Below are 25,723 nucleotides of genomic sequence, written 5' to 3' on the forward strand. Positions count from 1 at the left end.
GCTCAGGTGGCATACCCCAGGATCGCGAGGAGGTGGTGCCAGATCCAGGAGAGGAGGTCGGCGAGGAAGGGGAAGAAGGGGGCGCGGGGGACGTGCTGAGGGGCGATGAGGCTGGATTCCGCGAGCACGGTGCCGTCCAACAGTAGGCGGACGGTGCCGAGTCGCTCGCCGGGGTGAAGGGGGGCCCAGCGCTCCGAGACCTGCTCCACCTCTACGGAGAGGCGGGGAAGGTCGGTCCTGGCGAGGGTGACGCGAAGGGGTCGGGCGGGGCGGGGGGTGAGGGTGGAGTGGGTGCCGCCCCAGATGCGGACGGGCCGGATCCCGGTGAGGGGGGGCTCGGTGGTGAGGTAGGTGTCGAAGCCGTAGTCGAGGAGGGCGGCGGCCTGGCGGTCGCGTTCCTGCATGCCTTCCCAATAGCCGGGGGCCTGGATGCCGAGGAGGACGGCGATGAGGCTGGTGGGGCCGCGTCGGGCATAGGCCACGATGTGGAAGCCCGATTCCTCGAGGTAGCCTGTCTTGAGGCCCTCGAGGCCGGGATAGCGGCCCAGGAGGGTGTTGCGGTTGAGGTAGGTGCGTCCTCCTACGGTGAGGGCGCGGGGAGCGTGGTAGCGGGCCGGGGCAGAGGGGAAGCGGTCGAGGTAGTCGGCAGCGAAGAGGGCGATCTCGCGGGCGGTGATGGTGTTGCGGGGCGAGAGGCCCGAGGGTTCCTCGAAAAAGAGGTGGGTGTAGCCCATGGCGTGGACGAGCCGGTTCATGCGGGAGGCAAAGGCGGGGATGTCGGGGGCGAGGAGGAGGGCGAGGGCATAGGCGGCGTCGTTGGCCGAGTAGATGAGGGTCAGGGAGAGGAGCTGGGCAGGGGTGAGGGTGGTGCCGGGGGCAAGGCCTGCGAGCGAGGCGTCGGGGGGGAAGGGGATGCGGGCAAGGGCGGAGGGCACGGGGAGCAGGGCATCCTCCTGGAGGAGGCCGTCCTCCACGGCCTGGAGGGCAAGGTAGGCGGTGACGAGCTTGGTGAGTGAGGCTGCCGGATGCGGGAGATCGGCCTGCTTTTCGTAGAGCACGGTACGGGTGGTCGGTTCCAGGAGGAAGGCGGAGGGCGCGGAGAGCGGGGGCGGGGCGGCGGGGAGGAGGGTGGCGGCGAGCAGGAGGAGGAAGGCACGGATGCGCACGGCGTCCCTCCTAGAGGGTGGGAGTCCGGCCCGTGGCGGCGAGGATGCTGCGGGCGGCGCGGATGCCGCTCGCCCAGGCCGCGGTGATCCCCCTGCTCGTGCCGGCTCCGTCTCCTATGAGGTAGATGCCCGCCCTCACCTGGAAGTAGTCGTCCATAAAGGTGGGACGGTTGGCATACAGCTTGATCTCGGGGTAGTACATGATGGTGCTCGGATGGAGTACCCCGGGGCAGATGGTGTCGAGCATCTTCATGGCCCTCCAGATGCTCCGGAGGATCTTTGCCGGCATGGCGAGGCTGATATCGCCTGGGGTACACGTGGGGAGTGTGGGAGGAAAATCGTAGAGGTCTTCGTTGAAGGTCTCTGGCCTCGATCGTTTTCCCAGCCTGAAGTCCCCCACGCGTTGCATGAGGGGTCTTCCCCCACCCAGGAGTACGGCCTGCTGGCCGAGCATCTCGGCGTAGAGCTGGCCGCTCGCGAGTGGTTCGGTGAGGGTGATGGTCCTGAGGAGGGCGAAGTTCACGAGCCCGTTCTCCCGGGCCGCCCTGCTGTAGGCATGGCCGTTCACGCTGTAGTACGTGCTTCCGTCGCGGGCGGTGTAGCGCTCCTGAACCACGTAGGCCCTGCGGGAGTTCGTGCAGAACGTGCGGACCTTGTCCGGGAAGAGGAACTTGGGGTCGTAGTAGTCCCTCACGATGGGATAGTGTTCCTCCTTCATCTCGAGCCTGAGCCCGATATCCACCACGTGATCCACGTAGGCCACACCGAGCCGATCCATGAGCTCCTGGAGGAACCTGAACCCCTTCCTCCCCGGCGCCACGATGAGGTGATCGTAGGAGTACTGACCCCGGTCGGTGATCACCACCTTTCGCTCAGGGTCCACATCCACCATCTCTTCGCCAAAGGAGAACTCCACCCCCCTGTCGGTGAGCTCTGCCACGAGCCGCTTGATGAGTTTGATGCCGCCGTCGGTACCGAGGTGGGCCTGCCGTATCTCAAGGAGCACCACGCCGAGCTTCTCGGCGCGCTTCCGGTAGGTCTCTATGTTGGCCACAGGCATGCACTGAGGCCTGAGCACGGCCTCCACCTCGGCAAGGTGTGCCTCGGCCGTCTCCCTGTCCCACAGGTCCTCAGGGAAGCCTATGGGGTAGGTGAAGTTCATCTTGCAGTCGTTCCTGAGGCCTCCTGTGGAGATGGACTCCTTCTCGAGGATGAGGATCTTCATCTCGGGGGCGTGTTTCAAAAGGAAGAAGGCAGCTCCCAGGCCGGCAGGGCCAGAGCCTACGATGACCACGTCGTAGTGTTTCATGGGCCTATGATAACAGGAGAACCGAAAGGGGGCTATGGGGAGGTTGTCGACCACCCTTGCTTTCGGCAGCGGGCCACCCTTGCTTTCGGCAGCGTATGAGAAATCAAGGCTGTTGACAAAACCTACGATGCAGGGACAACGGGTATGCAGGTATAACAGGAGATGCCCTATATGGAGTAGTGTGATATACTCTTCGGGGAGACAGAACATGGAACGCCGCTTTTTCCTTACGCTACTCGTAATGGTGGTGATACTCTCGTGTGCACCGTACCCTGACGCGAAGCTCCATCGTAGATCCCTCTCCCATGTGTATACCCCCTTATTCAACGTAAAGAACCCTACCAAGTGAACGTAGTGGGATCAATCTCGAATTTCCCATTTCCGTGCCGTCCCGTGGATTCCCTCGAAGGCATATCGAAGCACATACCTTCGATACGATCAGAGATGGAGGGTTTCGGTTCGTACGGATTCCGGTGCATTTCGAACTGGAGATACAGGACGCATCGCTCGATGAGGCCTCTTTCGAGTACCTCGACTGGATCATCGAGAACATCCTGGCGAGGGACATGGTAGCGATACTCTCCTATTTCAGTCTCATCTCCGATACCCATTTTCTTTCAACTCGGAAGCAGAGGAAAGAGAGGTGGAAAAGGAATTCCTCACCTTCTGGAAAATGATCGCAGAGAGATACAAGGAGTATCCGGAGGATCTCTACTTCGAACTCGCGAATGAACCCCATGACCCTCTCACTCCTCAGGTGTGGAACGAGTATGTCCGTAAGGCCATAACACTCATCAGGAACACCGGGGGAGGCAACGCGAACCGGATCGTAGTGGTACCCGTACCCATCCGAATTCATACATACATAAGTCTCGATCTTTCCACCGGTCGTGCATGGGACCACGTGAGTGGCATCAAGGAACTCATCCTTCCCGCTCCTGAGGAGGATCCACATCTCATGATCTCGTTCCACTACTACGACCCGGGGGCATTCACCTTTCAGGGAGAGGCCTACACTCCCGATCTTGCTCGTACCACCCAGAAGCAGATCGGGAATACATGGGACAACACCGAAAGGCAGAAGCGACTCATCCAGAGAGACTTCGATTTCATAATGCAGTGGGCTCGAGAAATGAGACGGCCGGTGATCCTGGGAGAATTCGGGGTCACCGGCTACGCCGATGTGGAATCGCGCAGGAAGTGGATTTCCTGTGTGAGGGAAGAGGCGGAGAAGAGGGGCATGGTGTGGATCTTTTGGGGGTTCTCCGACTTCGGGTCGTTCGGCTTCCTCTACAACCAGAGGTACCGTTACTGGAACAGGGAACTCCTCACCGCACTCATACCCTCCACGTCCGTACACGTACCTTCCGAGAGTGAGATCGACTCCCTCATCTCTCAGCTTGAAGACCCGGAATGGATGGTACGGAAAGAAGCTGCCCTTATCCTCATGAGCCTTGGCCCCGGAGCACATGTCGCAGTGCCAACTCTCACACGTAGCCTGGAAGACGAGGCATGGCAGGTGAGGAAGGCGGTAGCCGACGCCCTCACGACGATCAGAGCCGCGAGTCCTGGGGTGATCGAGGCCCTCATCGAAAGACTCCACGAGGAGGAGTGGCAGGTGTGCGAGGCCGCAGCCCGGGCACTGGGGGCCCTTGGGAGTGGAGCTTCTTCAGCCGTCCCCGCCTTGATGGAAGCCCTTACTGACGAGGAGTGGCAGGTCTGCGCCGCCGTCTCTGCACTGGGGAGGATGGAAGACGAGGCTCGATCCGCCGTGCCCCTGCTTTTGGAACTCTTGTACCATGAGGAATGGCTGGTGAGGAGAGAAGCAGTGCAGGCGCTCGCCCGGATCGCTCCCGATGATCCGGAAGTCATGAACGCTCTCAACCGGATGATTCGCGATCCCGAACCCTATGTCTCCACTGCCGACCTGCTCGCATCAGGAAAAAGAGAAAGGCCATACGTGTTGGATGAGAGCCACCCTGGGAAACCATAGGGAACCTCTATTTGAGGATCTGCTATCGATGAGTATTGACCGATAGCAACAACTCGTTTTATAATTATCTCAATATAACTACTTCGCGCTAATCAAGGAGGTAAAACAATGAAAAGACGAGCTTTTCTTCCTTTTCTGGGTGTGTTGATAACAGTACTCGTATTCGCAGGATGTGCTACGACTGATCACGGGTTCTACAAAAGCAAAGGACTACCAAAAGAAACGCTCGTAGGCCTCAAAATAGATGGGAGGATAATAGTTAGTACTTTCGATGGAAAAACCGTCAACTGGATAGGGCCTACAGAAAAAACGCATCGAGTGATCATTACATCAGGCGTACACCATCTGACGGTATCTTACCATGATGGGGCATACAGCTCTGTTTCACCCACCACAATTACTTTCGATTTCAAGCCGGGGAAATACTATTATCTGAAATCGGAGACGGACCTCATTCGTGTCTTCTATGACATAGAAGAAATCAGCGAATCCCAATTTACCGATGTAAAAAGATAAAAACTCACTCCTCCCTTCGCGAACCCACGAAGGTGGCGACGAGGCTGGTGATGGCAAGGATGGCGGGGGCGATGGCTCCCGCCACCTGCTCGAGGAGGACCGAGAGGATCACGGCGCCCAGGCTCACCATGGCGATGAGGAAGGCGAGGATCTGGCCCCACCGGGACGCCTGGACGCTCGCCTCCACGAGCCTTCGCTCGAGCTCCCGCCTGTGGCGGGCCTCCTCCTCTGCGAGGGTGAGGATGCGCTCCGCCGCCCCAGGCAAGGTCTTCTCGTACCGGGCGAACTCCGAGGCCGGGGGAAGGGGTCCCTCGTAGGTGGCCCGGCCACTACGCCCCTCTCCTCTCTCCCCTGCTGGTCCCTATCGGCCATCCCCTACCTGCTCCATCGCGGTCTTGAGGTCCCTACCCACCCTCGCCCAGTCACGGGAGAGGGAGGCGCGATCCCGAGGGGGGCCTCCCGAGGCCCGTACTATGGAGAACATGGTGCGGCCCGACAGGTCGAAGAGCGAGAGGTAGCCGGCAAGGAGGTGTCGGAACACAGGACCGAATCGTTTCATACCCATATGATACCACCATCGAGGAGTCGCTTCCACCCCTACAGATCTTCCTCCTGAGCCCCCTGGTACTCCGGCGGTACCTGGAGGATCTCGCGGGGCTTGCTCCCGTTCGCAGGACCCACGATCCCGAGGTCTTCCATGGCCTCCACCAGCCGGGCCGCCCTGTTGTAGCCAATCTTGAGCCGCCTCTGGAGGTAGGAGGCCGAGGCCTTGCCGGTGGAGACCACGATCTGGATGGCGCGCTCCAGGAGGGGATCCTCCAGGTCTCCCTGTAGCGAGGGGTCGTCCTCCTCTTCGTCTATGAAGATCTCGTCGTCCACGTAGTCGGGCGGGCCGAGTTCCTTGAGGTAGGCGACCAGGCGTTCCACCTCTTCTTCCGAGACAAAGGCGCCCTGGATGCGCACGGGGAAGGGCTGCCACGGCGAGGTGAAGAGCATGTCCCCCCTGCCGAGGAGCTTCTCGGCGCCCACGCTGTCGATGATGATCCGGGAGTCGAACTTGCTCGCCACCATGAAGGCGATCCGGGAGGGAATGTTGGCCTTGATGAGACCGGTGATCACGTCGATGGAGGGCCGCTGCGTGGCGAGCACCAGGTGGAGTCCCACGGCGCGGGACATGGCCGCAAGCCGGGCGAGGATGGCCTCGAGGTCCTTTCCCGCGGTGGCCATGAGGTCTGCGAACTCGTCGATGATGATGACGATGTAGGGAAGCCGTTCCATGGCGAGGCCCTCGCGCTCCACCTTCTGGTTGTAGGCGCGGATGTCGCGGGCGCCCACGGCATCGAGGAGGGCGTAGCGCCGTTCCATCTCGTAGACGCAGTACTGGAGGGCCTGGAAGGCCCTCTTCGGGTCGGTGACCACGGGCGTGAGGAGGTGGGGGATGTCGTTGTAGAGCTTGAGCTCCACGATCTTGGGGTCGATGAGCATGAGGCGAACCTCGCGGGGGGACCTGCTGTAGAGGACCGAGCAGATGATGGCGTTCACACAGACCGACTTTCCCGAACCGGTGGCGCCTGCGATGAGGAGGTGGGGGGTCTGGGTGAGGTCGACCACCTGGGGTTCGCCGGTGATGTCCTTGCCGAGGATCACCGGGATCCCGTAACGCGGGTCAGAGAGGTCGGTCTGTTCCAGGATCTCCCTCAGCGAGACGAGCTCCCTGTGCTTGTTGGGAACTTCCACGCCCACGGCACGCTTACCGGGAATGGGGGCCACGATGCGGACACTCTGGGCTGCGAGCCGCAAGGCGATGTTGTCGGCGAGGTTGACGATGCGGGAGAGCTTCACCCCGGGGGCGGGGAGGATCTCGTACATGGTGATGACCGGCCCCCTCCGGATCCCGATGAGCTCGGCCTCGATGCCGAACTCCGAGAGGGTCTCGAGGAGAAGCTCCCCTGCCTTCTTGATCTCCTCCTTGTTGTCGGAGGAGAGCTCGGGGTACCGGGCGAGGATCCCTTCTATCGGCACCCGATAGGGGCCCTCGAAGGCGTGTAAGGATCCAGGGGACTCCTGCGAAAGGGATTCCCGTCGGGGGCGCTGCTCAACCGAAGATGAGATCCGGCCTTGGGAAGGGGATGGCCCGCGCGAGGAGGAAGTGCGAGGGGCATCTCCGCCTCCTTCAGTGTCCCGAGGGGCCACGGGGCCTTCCGTCTCCTCTCGCGTGCGCCCGAGGGGGAGGTAGATGGGCTCCTCGTCGGGCGCAGGGGCTTCCCCCTCATCCCCGACGACCGGGGAGTCGGGTTGCGCATGCGCCCCGGGCGCTTCCCCTCGGGAGGCACGGGGTTCGGGCATCGCAGGAGGGGCCGACGGGAGGGGGGCTTCCCCCTCCGCGTCAGGGAGGGAGGATGCGAGACCGGCGAGCTCACCTTCCTCCTCCTGCACCTCCCCTTCCCCGTCCATCCCGCGCTCGGGTGCGGGAGCCTCGAGGAGGAGCACCTCCGACTCCCTCCGATCGGATTCAGGACGGGTCGAGGTCTTCACGCGGCCTGCGATCCTCACGAGCACCGAGTCCTCGGGGAGGATGCGCACCCGCTCATCCTCCCTTCCTCGCAGTGCCTCGCCCCCCGAGGGCACAGAGGCGGAGGGAGGATCGGCCTCGGGTGTCCGGCGAGGCTGGGTTTCCTGCCCTCCCGGCCCGCCACGCCCACTCCCCTCGTCCCACACAGGCACGTGGCCCCTGAACCAGGGGATGAGGCGGACGATCCCCACCAGGCTCACCATGCCCAGGAGCGTGGTGATGAGGCCGGCGCCCGGCCTGGTGAAGGCCCGGATGAGGGCCCCGGGAAGGGGGGCGTGCACGGCGAAGGGGTCGACCAGGAGCCTGGCTGCGAGGCCGAAGAAGAGGAGCGGGAGCAGGGTGGTTTTGAGCCAGAGGAAGAACCAGAGCGGGAACGATCGCCGCACGAGGAGCACGCCGACGATGCACAGGTAGAGGAAGACCCAGAGCCCGGGGAGGTGGAAGGAGGAGAGGACGAAGGAGACGGGCGGGAAGGGATCGCCGGGCAGTCCTGCGAGCGAGGCTGCCGCGGCGAGGAGTCCTGCCGCGCCACTTGCAATGAGAAGGCTTCCGAGGGCGGTGCGCACGAGCCGAGCGAACACGATACCTCCTCTGCTCTTCATCGGCACGTTTCAAGGCCGGGTTTACCTGCGGGGGTATCCGCAGATCCGGGGCCTCAAGGGGGTGCCCCTCACAGGAGGATGAGGCCGACCAGTCCCGCGGGCACGAGGTAGAAGGCGAAGAGGGGGAGCCTGCCGGCCTTCACCACCCGGAGGAGAGCCTTGAGGGCGAGGTATCCCGAGAGGAGGGCGGCCGCCATGCCGGCGAGAAGCGAGGGAAGGGGGACCTGGGAGGCGAGCTCGCCTGCATCTGCAAGCTCGAGCACGAGGGCGCCCAGGATCGCAGGGACCGAGAGGAGGAAGGAGAACTCGCCTGCATCGCGCCGGGAGATGCCGAGGTGGAGGGCGGCGCCGATGGTGCTCCCGGATCGGGAGATGCCGGGGAGCACGGCGAGTCCCTGCACCAGGCCCACGACCAGGCCGTCGGTGAGGCGGATGTGGTGAAGGTTCCGGCCCTCACGGGTGGGGGCGAGGGCGGTGCTCACGAGGAGGAGGGCGGTCACCAGGAGCATGGCTGCAGCGAAGCGTGGGTGACCGAAGGAGGGAAGGTCCTTCACGAGCAGGCCGAGGAGCGCGGTGGCCGCGGTGCCCACCAGGAGGACGAGGGCAAGTCTCCCCAGCGCACGATCAGCGTCTGTCCGGCTCCCCCCGAGGAGGCGCAGGAGGGCGGCGAGTATCTCGAGGATGCGTCCCCAGAAGGCCCCTACCACCACGAGGAGGGTGGCCACGTGGAGGAGCACGTCGAAGAGCAGGGGCACCTCGCCGAGGCCGAAGAGGTGCTGGGCGATCACGAGGTGTCCGGAGCTGGAGATGGGGAGAAACTCGGTGAGCCCCTGGAGGGTTCCCAGAATCACGGCGGTGATGATGTCCACGTCACGACTCCTTAAAGAGAGAGTGCCTGCGCCACGTCAGTCCCGGTGAGTCGGAAGAGTTCGTCCCTCACCGAACGGCCGTGGTAAAGGTAGGCGTAGTATACCGAGGAGGCGAGGACCTTGCGAAGGTAGTGGCGGGTCTCGGGGAGGGGCAGGGCCTCTATCCAGAGGAGGGGCGGGAGGTGCGCGTAGGAGGCACTCCATGTCTTGGCTCTGGTGGGGCCTGCGTTGTAGGCGGCGAGGGCGTAGATGGGGAGGGAGAAGCGCTCGAGCATGCGCGAGAGGTAGGAAGTGCCCAGGGTGATGTTGTAGGAGGGGTCCTCCAGGTCGCCTGGTTCCATCCTGAGGCGGCGGCGTTCCTCGTCGGCGGTGGCGGGGATGAGCTGCATGAGGCCCACTGCGTCGGCGTGCGAGACGATGTTCGGGGAAAAGAGGCTCTCTTCACGCATGAGTCCGTAGAGCAGGGCGCGGTCGAGGGAGGGGTGGGGGCGGAGGGTGCGAAGGGCGGACTCCACGTGGTCGAGGAAAGGGCGGGGATAGAGCACGGTGCGCACGAGGTCCTCAGGTAGCGGGATGCCTTCCTCGTGGAGGTCGGCGAGGAGGTGGATGGCCTGGTAGTGGAAGCCGGCCTGGGAGAGGGCGCGGGCGAGGTCGAAGAGGACGTCAGGGGCGGCGGTAGGCAGGTAGTGCCGGATGAGGGAGGGAAGGCGTGGGTAGAGGGGACGGAAGCGAACGGCGAGTCGGATGAAGCGGGTGGCGGCAGGGTCGGAGGTGCGAGGGCTGCGCGGGGTGCGGGTGTAGTAGGCGAGAGGCGAGGCGTCGGGGTGGGCGAGGAGGTAGTAGTAGGGGTGGGTGTGGGGTGAGGCGGAGGCCTGTGCGAGGGCATCCTTGAGGGTGTGCGCCTCGTCGGAGGAGAGGGAGAGGAGGCCGGCAGAGGCAGAGGCGAGGATGGCGGTGGAGAGGAGGGCGCGGTGGGGCGGGGAGAGGATGGGGGCGAGGGCGGTGTAGAGGCGGGGGAGGGTGCGGAACTCGCCGGTGCGTATGAGTTCGGAGACGTACTCGTCGAGCACAGGGGAGAGCTCCTGCGTGCTGTGGAGGAGGGCGGGGAGGCGGGGGGCCAGGGTGAGGGGGGCGTCCCCCCCACGGCGGACGGCGTTCGCAAAGAGGTACCAGGCGGCCCGGGCGCGGAGCGAGGGGGAGGAGGCCTCTTCACCCACGGTCTCCCACACCTGGTCGGACCGGTCATAGTCGCCTGCAAAGCGAAAGAGCCTGCCGGCGTAGTCGAGGGCAGAGAGCCGTACCTCCGATCGCGTCTCGGCCAGCGAAAGGAAGAAGGAGGCGCCCTCCGAGAGGCGGCCTGAGAGTCTGTAAGCGGTGTAGAGGTCTGCGAGCACCGTAGGCGTGGCCCTCTCCCCTCCCCCCAGGTACGCCCGGTACCCCTCCACCGCCTCCCCATACCGCCCCTCCCTCACCGCCCCCACCGCCTCACCCAGCACCCCCCACTCCCCCACCACCCACACCCCCTCCGGCACCTCCCGCGCCCTCACCTCCTCCAGCACCCTCTCCCACTCCCCAAGCGCCCACAGCGCCCACGCCCGCACCCTCCCCTCCCCTTCCTCGGCCACCCACTCCAACACCTCCCTCTCACCCCCTCCCCGCCGTGCCCACACCTCCACCAGCCTCGCCAGCGCCTCCCCCCGCAACACCCCGTACCCCACCCCCCTCCTCGCCCACTCCTCCACCCCCGCAAGATCACCCCGGTCGTACGAATCCTCCATCAACCACCCGACGGCCCCCACCCTCGCAGGCACCGACCCGCTCCCCGCCGCCACCTCCATACACACCCTCGCCTCCTCCCGCAACCCCATCCCCTCATACACCAGCCCCAGGAAGAACGCCGCCCCCTCCTCCTCACGCTCCGCCCCCCGGGCGAGCACCCCCGCCTCCCGCCCCTCTAGCACCTCCACCCTCCCCTCCTCGAGCCCGTCGAGCACCCCCACCACCCCGTCCTCCACCCCACCCTCCGAGGCGCAGGCCCACACCAACACCACCCCCAGCGCTGCGACGCAGAGGGAGACGCGCACCATCGACATCGAGACCACCCCTATCGTCTCAGGGACATACAGAGAAGTCCCGCCCACCCCGCCGCCATCCGCAGCCCCTCACCCAGCGACCCCTCGAGCCGGGGAAGCGGCTCGGGCTGGAGGAGGAACCGATACACCAGATACGCACCGCCAAGCGCCACCCCCAGTCCCAGGAGCACCCCTGCCACCAGGAGCAGCCACCACCACGCCGACCGCCGCGGCCGCTCCTCCTCCCACTCGCTGAAGACATCCTCGTCCAGATCCCCCTGCCGCCTCATCTCCTCCTCGAGCGCCTCCCGCTCCTCGGGAGAGAGGAGATCGAGATCGGGGAGCGCGTACTCCTCCTCGATGAGCGAGAGGTTCACGTTCAGGTGCTGCTGCCGGTCGCCCGACCGCGCACGCGCCACCAGCCGCCCATCCCGGACGAGCACATCCACCACCACCTCCCCCACCGCCTCGATGAAGAGCGAACCCACGTGGAGCTCCTTCTGATCATCACGCATGAGGAGCCGCACCTCGACCTGGCGCTGGCCCTCGTGCGCCGGCTCGAGCACCACCCGCTTCGCCCCACCGCTCCTCTCATCCACCAAGGGGAAGAACCGTCTGTCCGCAAGCGCTATGCCCACCATGTACCTCTAGAGTAAAACCCACACACGCGATTTGTCAATGACAAAGATCCTTGGGCACTGTCAAGGGGGAGTGTTGAAATGGGGGGGTGTCAAGACTCGATAAAAATGTCACCCTTTTTAACTCAGTTAAAATGTCACCCCCTGGGTAGTATTCTCTTCATCCTGCCCGCTGTTTGGTGTGCCGTGCAGGAGTTACCCGCTCATACTTCAACTCCCTATTCTCATGGAACAGGGAGATCGTTTCATCCAGGTATTTTCGAACCAGGACCTTCTGTTTCGGCCGAGGAAGGAAGCCTTTGTCGTTCTTGATCTGCAGCACCTGCCTCTCATAGTAGATTGTGTAATCGTTTTGTACGACTCGATTCGCTTCAAAGCAAAAGATCTCTTTCAGCTTCGTTTCTTTGGTACATCGCACATGCACGTCCTGCGAGTCTTCCGCTTCTACCGCAAAGCGTTCGTTGAACTGAGGCAGGAACGTCTCCCACAAGTACCGGTTCGCCTCCTCGATCGTACAAATCCCCGCAAGACGCAGTTCCTTCACCAACCGATCCTGCAGAATCCCGTTCCGCCGTTCCACCCGCCCTTTCGCTTGCGGCGAATACGCACTCACGATCTGTACCCCCAGTTTGTCGCACGCCCGCTCGAATGCGGTTTTCGGCTCTTTGCCCGCCAACTGTTCCTCCAGCGTCGGTTCCCGCAGCGTCTTGTAGCCGTTTTTCAAGTCACAGTACAGACTCATCGGGATCCCATACTGCTCCACCCAGCCCCACAGCAGCTGCATCGCCGCAGCGCTCGTCTCCTGTTCACTGAACCGCGCATACGTGATCCCCGTCGCATCATCCACCATCACCATCAAGCAACAGGCACTGCGCCGTCCTTCAAACCAATCATGCGGGGACCCGTCAAACTGAACCAGCTCCCCAAAACAGGCCCGCCGTTTCCTCCGGCTTCGGTACGGCTTCCTCCTCTTCTTCCTCGCCCAGATTCCTTCCTCCAGCAGCCACCTGCGTAGCGTCTCGTGATCCACCTCAAGACCTTCCTTCGCCAACTGCTCGCTCGCAAACGTCGGCCCAAAATCCCCGTACCTCTCCCGATACCTACTCACCACCCTCTGCCGAAACTCCTCCTCCTTCCGATTCCCCGACGGTTTGCCTCGGTTCCCATGCCGCAATCCCGCGATCCCCCCTTCCCGGAGCCTCTTCTTCCACCGCTGCACCTGCCGTTTGCTCACCCCTAAGATCTGCGCTACCTGCTCGTTCGTCAGACCTTGGCTTTCCATCTTCCCCAACACTTCCGCTCGTTTTAATTCCTTTAGACTCATCTCGATCATCCCCCCATTCTCTCAGGGGGTGACATTTTTATCGAGTCCTAGGGGTGACATTATTACTGAGTTTCAACAGGCGTAATTCTTCACGAAGGAAGGTGTAAAAAGAGATGGAGAGGGATTGGCCGGGGAACGGATCGCCCTCGAGACGGTCTCCTCAGAAGGCGTCCTGCGTCTTGACTCCCTTGCGCGCCCGCTCGATCCGTTCGATCTTCCTGTAGGACTTGGCCTGCTTCTCGAGCTCGGCCACGTCGCTCACCACGATCCTGTCGTCGAGCACTCGGATGAACTTGGAAGAGAGGATCTCCTGGAAGGCCCGCAGTCCCTTCTCCTGGGGGAGCCCCACCATGTTGACGAGCTCCCTGGGACCGAAATCGAAGGTATAGGCGCTCCCGTCACGGATGGAGACCCTCAACTTTTCGAGGTGGATGAGCATCCCGTCGTAGAGGCGCGCCACCGGGTTCGCGAGCAGGGTGTTGGCAAGCTGTTTGTAGAGGAACCAGATCCGTTCGGCGAGCAGGGTGGTGAGCTTGGCGATGAGCTGGGGTTGGGTACTCACCATCCGCTCGAAATTCGCCTTGTTCACCACCAGGAGGGTGCAATCCTCGTGAGCAATGGCCGAGGCCGAGCGGGGTTTGTTCTCGAGGAGGGCCATCTCCCCGAAGATATCACCGGGCTTGAGAACCGCGAGGAGGACCTCCCTGTCGTTGACGATCTTGGTGATCCTCACCGAGCCCTTCTGTATCACGAAGAGTTCCTCCCCCGGCATGTTCTCGCAAAAGATCATGGTGTCCTTGGGGTAGGTGCGGGTGAGTCCCTCGGCGGGCTCGAGGAAGACCGGCCGTGCATAGGGTTTGATCTTCTCCATCCTCGCCTTCGCCTGTTCCACGTTCCGTCCCTGAGGAGCATACTTGAGGTACTGGTAGTAGGCGTAGTAGGCGATCGAGTACTGGTTTTGCCGTACGTAGTACTCACCCACCCTGAAGAGGTGCTCGAGATCGTACTCCTCTATGGTGTGCTTGAGGGTGAGCTGGGACAGCTTCCTGTCGAGATGTCGCATCTGGCGTGAGAACTTCTCGATGATCTTGAGCGCCACCGGGGTGTTCCGCTCGATGAGGAGGTGGTAGTTGTCACGGTGCACGGCGATGAGCGAGACATCGGTGAGGGCCTGGGCCGTCTCGATGTGGCTGTGGCGTGACATCGTGGCCACCACGCCGAAGAAGTCACCCGGCCCGAGGATGTCCCCCCCCTCGTCGTCCACTACCGAGGTCTCCCTGGCCAGACGCACCTGTCCCGAACGGATGATGTAGAAGTAGTCGGCATCCTGCTTGCCTTCCACGATGATGTACGCGCCTTTCCGGAAGTTGACCAGGGAGAGCTGGAGTGGTTCAGCCATCGTTCATCCTGAGGAGAATGTTCTTACCACAGTATAGAAGCGTGCAATTTCCTTTGTCAATGAACATGCCACTATCTATAATAGCACACGCTGGAGCGGATTTCACCATGGTGCGGGCACATGCCGCACTACGGCCTGTCGCAGGAGGATCGCACCCGTCGGCCGCGGGGACCGTCGCTGCTCCCCATGGGGGACACGCGGACGCGCCAGGGGGCCCCGGCGAAGGCCAGAGGGATGGCTCACCGCCGCCCCGAATCACGCCCCGTACGGACTAGTAGACGCCCACCACTTCCACCGAGTAGGAAACCCGATCGAACGAGACGCCCCGCCACTCGTGGCTCGTTTCCCAGAGGGCCGGAGCCTCCTCCGAGAGGGCGGCCTCACCCCCTGGTACGAGGCGTTCCGTCGAGGTGTCCTCCCTGAAGAGGAGCAGATGCTGGGCCGAAAGCCCACCGAGGAAGAACATCTCATCCTGCCCCCGGTATCCTTCGGGGATCCGCACCACCCTCTGAATCGCCGTGGGATCCACGGGCACCCATCCCATGCCGGGGAGCGCAGCCTCCACCCAGTAGTACCACCCGAGGTCTCCGCGCCCCTCCAGAAGGACCCCACCCACGAGGCGCACGGGGAGTCCTGCCATGCGACCGAGCTCCGCGAGGAGGCGGGCCTTTCCAAGGGAGGACCCCCTTCCGGCGGCGAGGACCTGGGCCGGCTCGCCCGGACCTCCGGGGTCGTACCCCACGACGTCCCGGACCCAGGTGAAGAGACGCCAGAGCCGCTCGTAGGCCGTCCCTGTGAGTTCTTCGAAGAGCCCTCCCAGCCGCTCGTCACCCGCATCGATGGCGCCGGAGGGTCTGGTATACGCCTCGTACGAGGAAGCCTCCGCTTTCGAAAAGGAGAGACGAGGATCCACATCCTCTATCCACATAGGATACACGTCGCACACCACGGCCCGCTCAGCGATGAGGACCCCGGGTCCGGAAGAGAACCTGAAGGCGAGACGCCGATCGTTCTGGAAAAAGGGGGGCGGCGTCTCCTCCACGTCCCTTATGTTCCGCTGCCAATGCGTGCCCAGGACCCGGGGAAGCCATGCCACCACCACACCCGTAGGTTGGAAACGCACTCCCTCCACCGTGGTCCGGAAGGTGAGGGCATAGGTGACCGCATCACCGTACTCCCTCCTCCCCGGTGCGGTGTCGACTTCCACAAAGACCCCGCTCGAGCGCTCATCCCCCCTCGCGAGAAAGACCTCTCCCCCCGCCGCACCCTCCGGCATGCGGAAGACCACCTCCTCGTCGGTCCAGGAGATCACCTGATCGATCGGGACCGGCAGGAACCGCGAGGCCTCGCCTTGTACCGCCGCCCTTCCCGCCCACGTCACGAAGACACGCCCTCCTTCCCTCAGGCGAGAGAGCCCTCCTCCCGAAAGTCGTACGAGCTGACCTATCCTCACCCGCGCCGGCTCGACCTCCGAGAGGACTGGCGAGGCGCCCTCCTCGTACGCCACCGGGATCTCTTCCTTCACCGCGAAGAGGACCCCGTTGCTCCTGCTCCCATCACGGGCCTCCACCACCACGAATCCGGACTCCACGTCCTTGGGAAGCTCCACCTCCACCGTCCTGCCACTCCACGACCGCACGTTCCGCTGGAGGAGCTGTCTCCCCCCCACCCACACCTTGCCCGGCTCACCTCCGAATCCCCGACCCACGATGCGCACCACCTCCCCCGGCGAAGCCACCTCGGGCACGACCCGAACGATCCGCGGGGGCAGGGCGTCGACCACCCACATGAACACCGCACCCAACGTCACCGCTATGGAGAAGACCGCGAACGAGCGCAGCATCACCCCCCTTCCTCCCCCTGCCCCTCGGGTTCACCCCCTTCCGGCGCATCATCGGCGGCCCCGCCCTGCGGCTCTTCATCGAGGGCTCCGTCCAGCCATATCTCCATCACGATGTGGTACACGTCGTTTCCCTGGACGTGCACGTCGGCCCGCCCCAGGGGGAAGAAGACCACCTTCTCTCCGATCTTGAGCGGGATCTCCTTCACCGTGGCCACGTACCTGAGTGCATCGCCCTCGTCCGCAGTCCACACCTGTCCCTCGGCGAGGATGAGATACGACCCGTCACTCCGCTCGAAGGGGGTGATACGTGCGAGGACCACCAGGTCCTTGCCCACGAGTTTTATGGTGACCGCCTTGCCGGGAAGGGTGGCCCGGGACCGGTGGACCTCCCACTCGAAATCCTCCACCCCCTCCAGTCGGGTAGCGATGTTCACCGTAACGACCCTCTCTATGGTGGAGAGGAGGTCCTCCACCCGGTCGTCCTGACCGAAGACCGGCATGAGGGAGACGGTGAGGAGCCATGCGACGAATATGCGCGTATGCATCGTCATCTTCCGGACGAGAGTCGTACGAAGACGGGGGTCCCGTATGCCCGGGGAGAGGGGACAGGAGGAAGCTCTATCACGAGCTCGTCCTGTGAGGAATCACCCAACGCGCGGACCATCTCCCCACCCGGCTGGGCCGAGGGCAGGGGGACCACCGCCTGCTGCACCACATCCATGCTTGCCTGGCCGCCCCACATCCCGAGGATGACCCCCAGGGAGAACCCCGCACCGGCAACGGCGAGGACCACGAGCAAGGCGAAGACCGGCACGGGGAGGGCGATCCCCGCCACCCGGCGGGGCGCAGTGAGGACCGCCTCCACCCTCCGGTACACCCGGGCTGCAGCCTCTTCCACCTCTTCCCTCCCGATCACCCAGGAGGAGAGGAAGGCGGAGAGGCGTCCGTAGGTCTGCAGTGCAGGATGCTCGAGCGGAACCTCGTTCCCATCCCGCATCCGATCGTACCTCTCGCTCATGGAGAGCCATTCCTTCTCGTTCATACCATCCCCCGGTCCTCAAGCAGCTCGGCGAGCCTGCGCCGGGCCCTGAAGATACGGATCTTCACGTTGGCTTCGGATATGCCAAGCGCCTTCGCGATCTCTCGATACGCGAAGCCCTCGTACTCCCGCAAGACGAGCGGCACCCTCAGGTTGTAGGGGAGCGCCATGATCGCATCCCTCACCATGCGGGAGTCCTCCTCCTTGAGGAGACGGGACTCCTCGCTCTCCTCGGTCTTGGGCTGCTCCTTGAAGAGGCTGGTGAGCGCACGCCGCTCCCTCGTACGTCGCCGCTCGTGGTTGTAGGCGAGGTTACGGGCCACCCGGATGAGCCAATAGGTGGCCTCGTCGGTATCCTGAATCGTATGCATCCGAGGGTAATAGCGGATAAACGCCTCCTGACAGATCTCCTCTGCCACATGGCCGTCGCCCGTTATCCGGTAGACCACCCTGTAGAGTACGGGAAACGCATGCCGGTACACCCTGTCGAAAAGCCCGTCGTCATGATACATATACTACAACAACCCATGTCCCTGAAAGTTACACCCTAGGTGGTCTTTCGCTTCCAGCGCGGCCCCTGTGGCGTATCCTCTACGATGATACCCCGACGCGCGAGTTCGTCACGAATCCTGTCGGCCTCCGCAAAGTCCCGCTGCTTCCGCAGGGCCTCACGTCGCTGGACGAGTTCGAGGAGCTCGGGTTCGAGCGCATCGTCGGAGGCGATGGCCTCCGCAAGCGAGAGGCCGAGAATACGGTCCATGGTCACCGTGAGTACGGCCCGTTCCTCGGGCGGGAGGTCTTCATCCTTCACCGCACGCCAGAGCACGGCGAGTGCCCGGGGCGTGGAGAGGTCGTCTCCTATCGCCTCCTCGAACTCACGCTTGTAGGCCTCACCCCTCTCGGAGAGCGGAGTCTGCTCCCACCCCTCCCTGGGATGAAGCCCGCTCAGGTGTTCGATGAGGTTGCGTCGTGCGTTCCTGGCCGCCTCGAGTGCCTCCCACGAGAAGAAGAGCTGGCTCCTATAGTGCGCCCCGAGGCAGAAGTACCGGTAATCGAGGGGATGGAAGCCCTCTTCCTCGAGACTGGAAAGCGTGAGGAAGTTGCCCTTCGATTTGGACATCTTGCCGGAATCCATGACGAGGAACTCGGCGTGGAGCCAGTAGCGTACCCAGGGGTGCCTCCCCGTGGCGCCTTCGCTCTGGGCGATCTCGTTGGTGTGGTGCACAGGGATGTGGTCCACTCCGCCGCAGTGGATGTCGAACTGTTCACCGAGGTACTTCATGCTCATGGCCGAGCACTCGAGGTGCCATCCCGGATACCCTTTCCCCCATGGGGAGTCCCACACCATGGCCTGGTGCTCGAACTTGGAACGGGTGAACCACAGGACGAAGTCCCGGGGACTGCGCTTGTGGGCATCCACCCCGACACGGGCACCGGCGCGGAGATCCTGCTCGTCGAGCCGAGCCAGCTCTCCGTACCGGGGAAAGGTGGAGATGTCGTAGTAGACATTGCCGCCTGCAAGGTAGGTGTGGCCGCGTTCCTCGAGCCGCTTCACCAGGTCGATCATCTCGGGGATGTGCTCCGTGGCCTTGCAGACGATCTCGGGTCGCTGGATGTTGAGTTTGTCCGTATCCTCGAAAAAAGCCTTGGTGAAGAACTCGGCGATCTCCCACACGCTCATCCCTCGCTCGCGCGCGGCCTTGATCACCTTGTCCTCTCCCTCGTCGCCGTCGCTGGTGAGGTGGCCCACGTCGGTCACGTTCATCACGTGCACGAGTCGGTAGCCCGCATGGAGGAGGGTGCGCCTCAGCACATCCTCGAAGATATAGGTGCGGAGGTTCCCGATGTGGGCATAGTTGTAGACCGTGGGGCCGCAGGTGTACATCCCCACCTTGCCCGCCTCCCGAGGGACGAACGGCTCCTGGATCCTGCCCATGGTGTTGAAGAGCCTGAGTTCCATACCCGCTCCATTCTGGCGGTAGCGCCCGGTTTCTGCTAGGATGAGGTCGTGGATAAGGTACGGAAACTGGCGGAAAAAATCAACATAACGGGGTCGGTTCTGCCGGACGAGCCGATGGCCCGGCACACCTCGTTCCAGGTGGGCGGACCTGCCGACCTCTTCGTGGTGCCGGAGGACCGGGAAGAGTTCGTACGGGTGGTGCGGATGGTGAGGGAGGAGGGGCTGCCGCTCTTCGTCCTGGGCGGGGGCGCAAACATCCTGGTCTCCGATCGGGGGGTGCGGGGCGTGGTGGTGCACACGGGACGGGTGAGGGAGGCGGTGTGGGACGAGGAGGGGGCCTGGCTCGATGCAGGGGTGCGGATCGAGGACGCGGTGGTGGAGGCGGTGGAGCGGGGGATGGTAGGGCTCGAGGACTTCGCGTGGATGCCGGGGAGCGTGGGCGGGAGCGCCTACATGAACGCGCGGTGCTACGGCAGGTCGTTCTCGGACGTGATGAGCGCCTTCGAGGTGATAGACGAGGAGGGGCGGCTGGTGGGAAAGGAGGTGCGGGAGGAGGAGTTCGGCTACAAGCGCTCGCCCCTGCAGGGGAAGGGGTGGGTGCTCGTGCGCGCGCGGGTGCGGCTGGGGAAGGGGGAGCGGGAGGCGCTGGCACGGCGGGTGCGGGAGGTGCGGGCGGACAGGGAGGCGAAGGGCCACTTCGCCGCACCGTCGGCCGGGTCGGTCTTCAAGAACAACCGGGCCTTCGGCGCACCCACCGGCGTGCTCGTGGACAGGCTCGGGCTGCGGGGGCACAGGATGGGGGGGGCCCAGGTCTCGCCCCTTCACGGCAACATCATCGTGAACGCCGGTGGGGCTACGGCACGCGAGATACTTCACCTCATACGCTTTATCGAACAACAGGTCTACGAGGCCTACGGCTACAGACTCGAGCGCGAGGTGCTCCTGGTGGGGGAGTGGGACGAAGAGACCGCGCCTCCCTTTCCCCTCACCTAGAACTCCTCGACAAACGAGCAGCCCATCCCCACCCCCACCGCCGGCACCTCTCCCGGCTCCCACCCCTCCCTCAGCCCCACCCCTCCCCACACCTCCCCTCCCCCCACCCCCACCGTCACCCTCACCACCTCCCCCTCCTCCACCCCCTCCCCCCACACCCACCCGACCCCCGCCTCCACCGGCCCCCACGCCACCCCCCACCTCCCTCCCCACACCTCCCCCTCCCTCCACAGCCGCACCATACCCCCTCCCACCTCACCCTCCACCCACCCCCGCTCCCCCTCCCCGCCCACCCACACCTCCCACCACTCCCCGCCCATCCCCGCCTTCCACTCCTCCCCCGCCACCCACCGCCCCACCACACCCTCCTCCCCTCCCCCTCCCACTCCCCATCACACCCCACCCAATCCCTCCCCCACACCCCCACCAGCCACCCCCACCCCCACCCCCACTCCCACCTCCCCCCACCCCTCCCGTACCACCCCACCGGCCCCTCACCCGGCACCCCCCACCCCACCTCCCCGTACCCCATCACCCCCCCGCCCTGCACCCACCCCCGCACCCCGCCGTACACACCACCACCCACCCCCACCACCGGCTCCTCCACCCACCACCCCTCCCCCCACTCCTCCCCCTCCCACCTCACCCGAACCCCCACCACCTCCACCCCACCCCCCTCATCCCCCAACCCCAGCCATACCCCCCACACCTCACTCCCTCCATCCCCCCACCCAAAGCACCCCACACTCCCCCCCGGCACCCACACCGCCACCCCCTCCCGACCCACCGGCACCCTCGCCCCATCGAGCCGCACCGGCACCACACGCCGTATCCTCCCCTCATCCCACCCCCAACCGAACGGATTCCACAACGAGGCGAGGAGCCCCTCCCTCTGGAGCGGCCCCGCACACCCCACGGGACCCGCAACCCCCGCCTTCCACCCTTCCTCCCCCTCCCATACCATCCCCCTCCACCCCCCCTCATCCACCCCCACCCGCACCCCGAACCCACCCTCCACATCCTGCCACACGGTGAGCGACCCCTCCCCCGCATACACCACGAGCACGACCCCCACCCACATGGGAACGAACCACCGGCGAACCATCCTGCCCGGTACGACACGCGAACCCGCCACCCCGCTTCACCAGACCCGCCCTTTTTTCCTTGAAAGAGCCTCCATAGCGGGGTATAGTGGTAAGAAACAGCGTGCTGGGCCTCCTCTGCTGGACAACACACCCCAAAGGAGGTGTCCCATGCGTCTTCGGAACCCCCTCATCCCCCTGCTGCTCCTCGTCGCAACCGCCCTCTCCCCGGCCCCCGTCACCATCGCCGTCCTCCCCGTAGAGGGCATCGGCGTACCCGAGGAACAGGCAGCCGCGGTCACCGACCTCCTCTACACCACCCTCACGGCCGTCCCCCTCTTCCAGGTGGTCGAACGGGCCAGACTCGAGGAGGTACTCACCGAACAGGAGATCCAGGTCTCGGGGCTCACGGGCGCCCAACAGGCCGTCCGCATCGGCAACCTCACCAACGCCCGCAAGGTCCTCATCGCCTCGCTCGCAGCCTACAAGACCGCCTATGTCGAGAGCATCCTCTCCGCAAGGGTGGTCGACGTGGAGAAGGGCACGGTGGAGGCCGCCGCGAGCGTGGAACTCTCCCCCACCACCTCGGTGGAAGAGGCCGCAAAGACCCTCGTCCGCCGCCTCGTTGAGGCGATCCCCCTCTCCGTCACCGTGGCCGCGGTGGAAGGACGCACGGTCTACCTCTCGGCAGGCGAACAGGCCGGGCTCGTCCCGGGCCGCATCGTCACCGCGGTGAAGACCAGGCCCATCACCGACGAGACGGGCGCCATCGTCATGAGGGAAGAGCGCCCCTATGCCCGGCTCCAGGTGGAGGAGGTCCAGCCGACCGGCGCCCGCGCCCTCCTGGTGGAGGCAGAGGAGGAGCTCCAGGTCGGTGATACCGTAGTGCTCGAGGACAGCCCCCTCGCGGAAGGCGCACCCCGGCTCGTGGTGAAGAGCATCCCCGAGGGGGCCATGGTCTACATCGACGGCACATTTTCGGGCAAGACCCCCCTCACCCTCGAGGGACTGTCCCTCGGCACCCATCAGGTGGAGATACGCGCCCCGGGTTACAAACCCTATGCGGGAAAGGTCCGTCTTGCAGAGGGCCAGCAGGCGGTGATCGAGCGCGAGCTCGTCGCCGAAGTACAGGTGGAGGACCTCCTCCGCATAGGCAAGCTCCCCAGGGAGAAGACCGATCCCTCCACCGCACTCACCAGAGGCATCGTCCCGGGAGGCGGCCTTGTCTACGACGGCTACACCAACCTGGGCCTCATGGCAGGAGGGGCCACCCTCATCCAGGCGGCGATAAGCGGGATCTTCCTCTCCAACCTCCTCGACGATGAGACGCCACCCGACCACGAACCCTACAACCTCATCTCCGGCATCACCCTGGGGGCCTCGGCCCTCACCCTCTACCTCTACTCCCTCATCGACGGCATGCTCACCGCCGACGACGACTACCTCTACCCCACCTACGCCGAGCTCGTGCTCTCGGGAGAGGGCCACCACGTCTTTCAGACCCAGACGGCCGACCCTGACAGCACACAGGCCTTCAACCAGGCCGTGGCCGACGGGATTTCGAACACCTCCTGGTTCTTCGTGACGGCCCTCAGGTTCAGGGCGCCCAGGTACCAGTTCGGCCTCGAGATCGACGCCTCACAGGAGGAGGTGATGATGGGCCTCTCCTCCGCCTACCTCCTCCCCCTCTCGGAGCACCTCTCGCTCGGGGCGCAGGTGGCCTTCAAGGGCAACTTCACCGACCCCTCCGACGTGGACCTTTCCCAGACCGCCCCCTCCGAGCTCGCCCCCTCACCCCCGGGCGGGATCACGGCCGTCGGTGCACTTCTCGCCCTCTCCTCCCCTCACGTGGAACTCGACCTCTTCCTCTCGCCCTACGCGGTGGGCACGTGCTACGGTGTGTTCCACAACCCCTCCTGGGGCACGTGGACCTACAACGAGACGCGCTTCCTCCCCTACGGGTACGGCGGTTCGGCGGGCCTCAGCCTCTTCCCCTCGCTCCGCGCCGGCATCCACCTCTGGGCAGAGGGCTACTCGTTCCACCGTACCGATGAGACGCCCGTGGAGAATTCGGAAACCCCCTCGTACGTGGATAACCTGCGGTTCATTCGAGGAGGGATAGGGCTCGTGTACCGCTTCATGTGAAGCCCCGTAGCGAAGTCTCTCGATAATCTTTGCGCGAAACACCGGCACCGCGGGATGGATGCGCACCTCGCCCATGCTGATATATCAGGAAAACTCGAAATTTTTCCCTTTTACTTGAAAAAAATACCGCATTGTGCCACCCTGTAAGGGTAATCACATGTATCCATCTTCATTTCATACGCGGAGGTTTCCCCCATGGTTATCATGACCCTCAACTGCGGAAGCTCCTCTGTGAAGTACCAGATCTACGACTGGGACAAGAAGCGGAGGCTCGCATCCGGTATCGTGGAACGCGTCACCCAGAAGGGATCCGTGATCGTCCACGAGGCCGCTGGAAAACCCGAGTACAAGAAGGAACAGGATTGTCCCACCCACAGAGAGGCCATCCAGCTCATCATCGAGGCCGTCCTCCACCCCGAGTACGGAGCCATCTCCGACCTCTCGGAGATCAAGGCCGTAGGCCACAGGGTGGTGCACGGAGGAGAGAAGTTCGCCCAGTCGGTGGTCATCACCGACGAAGTGGTCGAGGTCTTCAAGAGCATCGCCCACCTCGCTCCGCTTCACAACCCGGCCAACATCCAGGGGATCGAGGCCGCCCGCCAGCTCCTGCCCGACGTGCCGCACTGCGCCATCATGGACACCGCCTGGCACCAGACCATGCCCGACCACTCCTACATCTACGCCCTCCCCTACGAGTGGTACGAGAAGTACGGGGTACGGCGCTACGGGTTCCACGGCACCTCGTTCCTCTACACCTCACGGAGGGCGGCGGTGCTCCTCGGCAAGAAGCCCTCCGAGACCAACCTCATCATCGCCCACATCGGGAACGGGGCGAGCATCAATGCGGTGAAGAACGGGTGCTCCTACGACACCTCGATGGGCCTCACCCCGCTCGAAGGACTCGTGATGGGCACCCGCTGCGGCGACATAGACCCCGCCATCCCCTTCTACATCATGCAGCAGACCGGGCTCTCCCCCAAGGAAGTGGAGTCCATCCTCAACAAGAAGAGCGGCGTCCTCGGGATCACCGGGAAGTGGGTCGACCGCAGGGACGTGGAGATCGCGGCGGAACAGGGGGACAAGCGCGCGATCCTCTGCCAGACCATCGAAGGGTACCGGATCAAGAAGTACATCGGGGCCTACATGGCAGCCCTCGGCCGGGTGGACGCCATCGTCTTCACCGCAGGCGTGGGTGAGAAGGGGCCCATCATACGACAGATCGCCCTCGAAGGCCTCGAGGCCCTGGGGGTGAAGCTCGACCCGGAGCGCAACCGCGTTTCCATGACCCGCAACGCCGAGACCATCATTTCGACCGATGATTCGCCGGTGAAGGTCTTCGTCATCCCCACCGACGAGGAGATGGTGATGACCGAGGACACCTACGCCCTCATGAACGGTACCTACGACATCCACACCCGGTTCACCTACACCTTCGAGAACCCCTCCTACAGGAACGCGGAACGGCTCGAAAAGCTTCCCCGCGACATGGAGAAGTGGCCGGGTCTCGAGAAGATCATCCTCAACACGTGACAGTAGCACCACGTAGAGAGAGGGCGGGGAATCTTCTGGCTCCCCGCCCTTCTTTCACCGACTAGAGGATGAGGGTGGCCTTGCCCACTTTCTGGTAGGCCTCTTCTCCGGCGAAGGCGCGCACCAGCTCGAGCCCGAACAGGCCTGCGGTCCCCACGCCCCTGCTCGTGATGAGGTTGCCGTCTCTCACCACGGGAGAGGGCTCCCACGTACCTCCCTCCACCTCCTTCTCCATTCCGGGATAGCAGGTGAAACGCCTTCCTTCGAGGAGCCCCGCCTTGCCCAGCACCACCGCGGGAGCGGCACAGATCGCCCCGATGGTCTTTCCCGCCTTCATGCAGTGGGAGAGCCAGGCCCGCACCGCGTCCGAGGCGGCGAGGTTGCTCGAGCCCGGCATGCCCCCCGGCAGCACCATGCCGTCGAAGTCCTCGGGCGAAAGATCCGCGAGGAGGGCGTCGGTGACGATGCGCACGCCGCGCGAACCGGTCACCTCCTTGCCGGTGACACCGGCTACCACCACTTCCACGCCAGCGCGCCTCAGCAGGTCGATGGGGGTCACGGCCTCCACATCCTCGAATCCATCGGCGAGACATACTGCGACTCGTGCCATACAAGCCTCCTTGAGAACGTGTTCTCTATCCAAGGGTACTCCGAAACGGGGTGATCGGCTA

Annotated in this window: 23 protein-coding genes; 5 read left to right on the plus strand and 18 right to left on the minus strand. The window is 64.2% G+C overall.

The annotated features are described in order from the left end of the window. Positions 1-2: 2 nt before the first annotated feature. Together SPITH_RS09450 and SPITH_RS09455 are read right to left on the minus strand one after the other, a co-directional pair. A complete protein-coding gene (locus SPITH_RS09450) occupies positions 3-1,166 on the minus strand; it encodes a D-alanyl-D-alanine carboxypeptidase family protein (RefSeq protein ID WP_014625436.1) in 1,164 nt (387 codons plus the stop codon). Positions 1,167-1,176: 10 nt separating this feature from the next. Next, positions 1,177-2,475, minus strand: a complete 1,299-nt coding sequence (locus SPITH_RS09455; protein WP_041624348.1) for an NAD(P)/FAD-dependent oxidoreductase — start codon at positions 2,473-2,475, stop codon at positions 1,177-1,179. A gap of 535 nt (positions 2,476-3,010) precedes the next feature. Here SPITH_RS09455 and SPITH_RS11830 point away from each other — a divergent pair. Together SPITH_RS11830 and SPITH_RS12125 are read left to right on the plus strand one after the other, a co-directional pair. Then, entirely contained in the window at positions 3,011-4,468 is a 1,458-nt protein-coding gene (locus SPITH_RS11830) for a HEAT repeat domain-containing protein (RefSeq protein ID WP_281047851.1), read from the plus strand. A 108-nt stretch (positions 4,469-4,576) separates the two neighbouring features. Next, positions 4,577-4,984, plus strand: coding sequence for a hypothetical protein (locus tag SPITH_RS12125; protein WP_014625438.1), 408 nt, complete (start codon positions 4,577-4,579; stop codon positions 4,982-4,984). Between the two features lie 4 nt (positions 4,985-4,988). On the opposite strand, the gene SPITH_RS09475 is transcribed toward SPITH_RS12125, so the two are convergent. The 13 genes from SPITH_RS09475 to cysS form a co-directional block, all read right to left on the minus strand. Further along, positions 4,989-5,249 carry a DUF2335 domain-containing protein gene (locus SPITH_RS09475; protein ID WP_014625439.1) on the minus strand — a complete coding sequence of 87 codons (261 nt, stop codon included), beginning with the start codon at positions 5,247-5,249 and terminating at the stop codon, positions 4,989-4,991. Between the two features lie 96 nt (positions 5,250-5,345). Next, positions 5,346-5,543: a hypothetical protein gene (locus tag SPITH_RS09480; RefSeq protein ID WP_155816552.1), complete on the minus strand. Its 198-nt coding sequence runs from the start codon at positions 5,541-5,543 to the stop codon at positions 5,346-5,348. 38 nt (positions 5,544-5,581) lie between these two features. Then, a complete protein-coding gene (locus SPITH_RS12890) occupies positions 5,582-8,158 on the minus strand; it encodes a DNA translocase FtsK (RefSeq protein WP_041624092.1) in 2,577 nt (858 codons plus the stop codon). A 68-nt stretch (positions 8,159-8,226) separates the two neighbouring features. Then, a complete protein-coding gene (locus tag SPITH_RS09490; RefSeq protein WP_014625442.1) occupies positions 8,227-9,027 on the minus strand; it encodes an undecaprenyl-diphosphate phosphatase in 801 nt (266 codons plus the stop codon). 11 nt (positions 9,028-9,038) lie between these two features. Next, positions 9,039-11,120 (minus strand): flagellar assembly lytic transglycosylase, encoded by a 2,082-nt coding sequence (locus SPITH_RS09495; protein ID WP_014625443.1) that lies wholly within the window; start codon positions 11,118-11,120, stop codon positions 9,039-9,041. Positions 11,121-11,131: 11 nt separating this feature from the next. Further along, a complete protein-coding gene (locus SPITH_RS09500) occupies positions 11,132-11,740 on the minus strand; it encodes a hypothetical protein (RefSeq protein WP_014625444.1) in 609 nt (202 codons plus the stop codon). A gap of 157 nt (positions 11,741-11,897) precedes the next feature. Further along, positions 11,898-13,070, minus strand: coding sequence for an ISNCY family transposase (locus SPITH_RS09505; protein ID WP_014625445.1), 1,173 nt, complete (start codon positions 13,068-13,070; stop codon positions 11,898-11,900). A 151-nt stretch (positions 13,071-13,221) separates the two neighbouring features. Next, positions 13,222-14,460 (minus strand): Crp/Fnr family transcriptional regulator, encoded by a 1,239-nt coding sequence (locus tag SPITH_RS09510; RefSeq protein WP_014625446.1) that lies wholly within the window; start codon positions 14,458-14,460, stop codon positions 13,222-13,224. Positions 14,461-14,731: 271 nt separating this feature from the next. After that, positions 14,732-16,303: a transglutaminase domain-containing protein gene (locus SPITH_RS09515; RefSeq protein WP_014625447.1), complete on the minus strand. Its 1,572-nt coding sequence runs from the start codon at positions 16,301-16,303 to the stop codon at positions 14,732-14,734. Continuing rightward, positions 16,303-16,854, minus strand: coding sequence for a hypothetical protein (locus SPITH_RS09520; protein ID WP_014625448.1), 552 nt, complete (start codon positions 16,852-16,854; stop codon positions 16,303-16,305). The genes SPITH_RS09515 and SPITH_RS09520 overlap by 1 nt, the downstream gene beginning before the upstream one ends. After that, positions 16,851-17,345: a hypothetical protein gene (locus tag SPITH_RS09525; protein ID WP_014625449.1), complete on the minus strand. Its 495-nt coding sequence runs from the start codon at positions 17,343-17,345 to the stop codon at positions 16,851-16,853. The genes SPITH_RS09520 and SPITH_RS09525 overlap by 4 nt, the downstream gene beginning before the upstream one ends. Next, on the minus strand, positions 17,342-17,854 hold the full coding sequence (locus tag SPITH_RS09530; RefSeq protein ID WP_014625450.1) for an RNA polymerase sigma factor: 513 nt from the start codon (positions 17,852-17,854) through the stop codon (positions 17,342-17,344). The genes SPITH_RS09525 and SPITH_RS09530 overlap by 4 nt, the downstream gene beginning before the upstream one ends. Before the next feature lie 35 nt (positions 17,855-17,889). Next, on the minus strand, positions 17,890-19,302 hold the full coding sequence (gene cysS / locus SPITH_RS09535) for a cysteine--tRNA ligase (protein ID WP_014625451.1): 1,413 nt from the start codon (positions 19,300-19,302) through the stop codon (positions 17,890-17,892). 48 nt (positions 19,303-19,350) lie between these two features. Here cysS and murB point away from each other — a divergent pair, with 48 nt between their 5' ends. Then, complete coding sequence (gene murB, locus SPITH_RS09540; RefSeq protein ID WP_014625452.1) at positions 19,351-20,295, plus strand: UDP-N-acetylmuramate dehydrogenase; 945 nt, start codon at positions 19,351-19,353, stop codon at positions 20,293-20,295. Here the strand turns inward: murB and SPITH_RS12830 are convergent. After that, a complete protein-coding gene (locus SPITH_RS12830) occupies positions 20,292-20,423 on the minus strand; it encodes a hypothetical protein (RefSeq protein ID WP_281047817.1) in 132 nt (43 codons plus the stop codon). The genes murB and SPITH_RS12830 overlap by 4 nt on opposite strands. Further along, complete coding sequence (locus SPITH_RS12130; RefSeq protein ID WP_155816553.1) at positions 20,417-21,430, minus strand: hypothetical protein; 1,014 nt, start codon at positions 21,428-21,430, stop codon at positions 20,417-20,419. The genes SPITH_RS12830 and SPITH_RS12130 overlap by 7 nt, the downstream gene beginning before the upstream one ends. Positions 21,431-21,548: 118 nt before the next feature. Between SPITH_RS12130 and SPITH_RS09550 the strand changes: the two genes are divergently transcribed. Beyond that, positions 21,549-23,522, plus strand: coding sequence for a PEGA domain-containing protein (locus SPITH_RS09550; RefSeq protein WP_014625454.1), 1,974 nt, complete (start codon positions 21,549-21,551; stop codon positions 23,520-23,522). A gap of 195 nt (positions 23,523-23,717) precedes the next feature. Next, positions 23,718-25,052 carry an acetate kinase gene (locus SPITH_RS09555; protein ID WP_014625455.1) on the plus strand — a complete coding sequence of 445 codons (1,335 nt, stop codon included), beginning with the start codon at positions 23,718-23,720 and terminating at the stop codon, positions 25,050-25,052. Positions 25,053-25,113: 61 nt separating this feature from the next. On the opposite strand, the gene SPITH_RS09560 is transcribed toward SPITH_RS09555, so the two are convergent. Beyond that, entirely contained in the window at positions 25,114-25,662 is a 549-nt protein-coding gene (locus SPITH_RS09560; RefSeq protein WP_014625456.1) for a DJ-1 family glyoxalase III, read from the minus strand. Between the last annotated feature and the right edge of the window lie 61 nt (positions 25,663-25,723).

It is taken from the genome of Spirochaeta thermophila DSM 6578 (assembly GCF_000184345.1).
GTDB lineage: Bacteria > Spirochaetota > Spirochaetia > Winmispirales > Winmispiraceae > Winmispira > Winmispira thermophila.

Bases quoted from the DNA above. Each gene is read 5' to 3' on its own strand.
- SPITH_RS09455 (WP_041624348.1), bottom strand. From the start codon at position 2,475: ATGAAACACTACGACGTGGTCATCGTAGGCTCTGGCCCTGCCGGCCTG.
- SPITH_RS12125 (WP_014625438.1), top strand. From the start codon at position 4,577: ATGAAAAGACGAGCTTTTCTTCCTTTTCTGGGTGTGTTGATAACAGTA.
- SPITH_RS09480 (WP_155816552.1), bottom strand. From the start codon at position 5,543: ATGAAACGATTCGGTCCTGTGTTCCGACACCTCCTTGCCGGCTACCTC.
- SPITH_RS12890 (WP_041624092.1), bottom strand. From the start codon at position 8,158: ATGAAGAGCAGAGGAGGTATCGTGTTCGCTCGGCTCGTGCGCACCGCC.
- SPITH_RS09495 (WP_014625443.1), bottom strand. From the start codon at position 11,120: ATGTCGATGGTGCGCGTCTCCCTCTGCGTCGCAGCGCTGGGGGTGGTG.
- SPITH_RS09500 (WP_014625444.1), bottom strand. From the start codon at position 11,740: ATGGTGGGCATAGCGCTTGCGGACAGACGGTTCTTCCCCTTGGTGGAT.
- SPITH_RS09505 (WP_014625445.1), bottom strand. From the start codon at position 13,070: ATGATCGAGATGAGTCTAAAGGAATTAAAACGAGCGGAAGTGTTGGGG.
- SPITH_RS09510 (WP_014625446.1), bottom strand. From the start codon at position 14,460: ATGGCTGAACCACTCCAGCTCTCCCTGGTCAACTTCCGGAAAGGCGCG.
- SPITH_RS09515 (WP_014625447.1), bottom strand. From the start codon at position 16,303: ATGCTGCGCTCGTTCGCGGTCTTCTCCATAGCGGTGACGTTGGGTGCG.
- SPITH_RS09520 (WP_014625448.1), bottom strand. From the start codon at position 16,854: ATGACGATGCATACGCGCATATTCGTCGCATGGCTCCTCACCGTCTCC.
- SPITH_RS09525 (WP_014625449.1), bottom strand. From the start codon at position 17,345: ATGAACGAGAAGGAATGGCTCTCCATGAGCGAGAGGTACGATCGGATG.
- SPITH_RS09530 (WP_014625450.1), bottom strand. From the start codon at position 17,854: ATGTATCATGACGACGGGCTTTTCGACAGGGTGTACCGGCATGCGTTT.
- cysS (WP_014625451.1), bottom strand. From the start codon at position 19,302: ATGGAACTCAGGCTCTTCAACACCATGGGCAGGATCCAGGAGCCGTTC.
- SPITH_RS09550 (WP_014625454.1), top strand. From the start codon at position 21,549: ATGCGTCTTCGGAACCCCCTCATCCCCCTGCTGCTCCTCGTCGCAACC.
- SPITH_RS09555 (WP_014625455.1), top strand. From the start codon at position 23,718: ATGGTTATCATGACCCTCAACTGCGGAAGCTCCTCTGTGAAGTACCAG.
- SPITH_RS09560 (WP_014625456.1), bottom strand. From the start codon at position 25,662: ATGGCACGAGTCGCAGTATGTCTCGCCGATGGATTCGAGGATGTGGAG.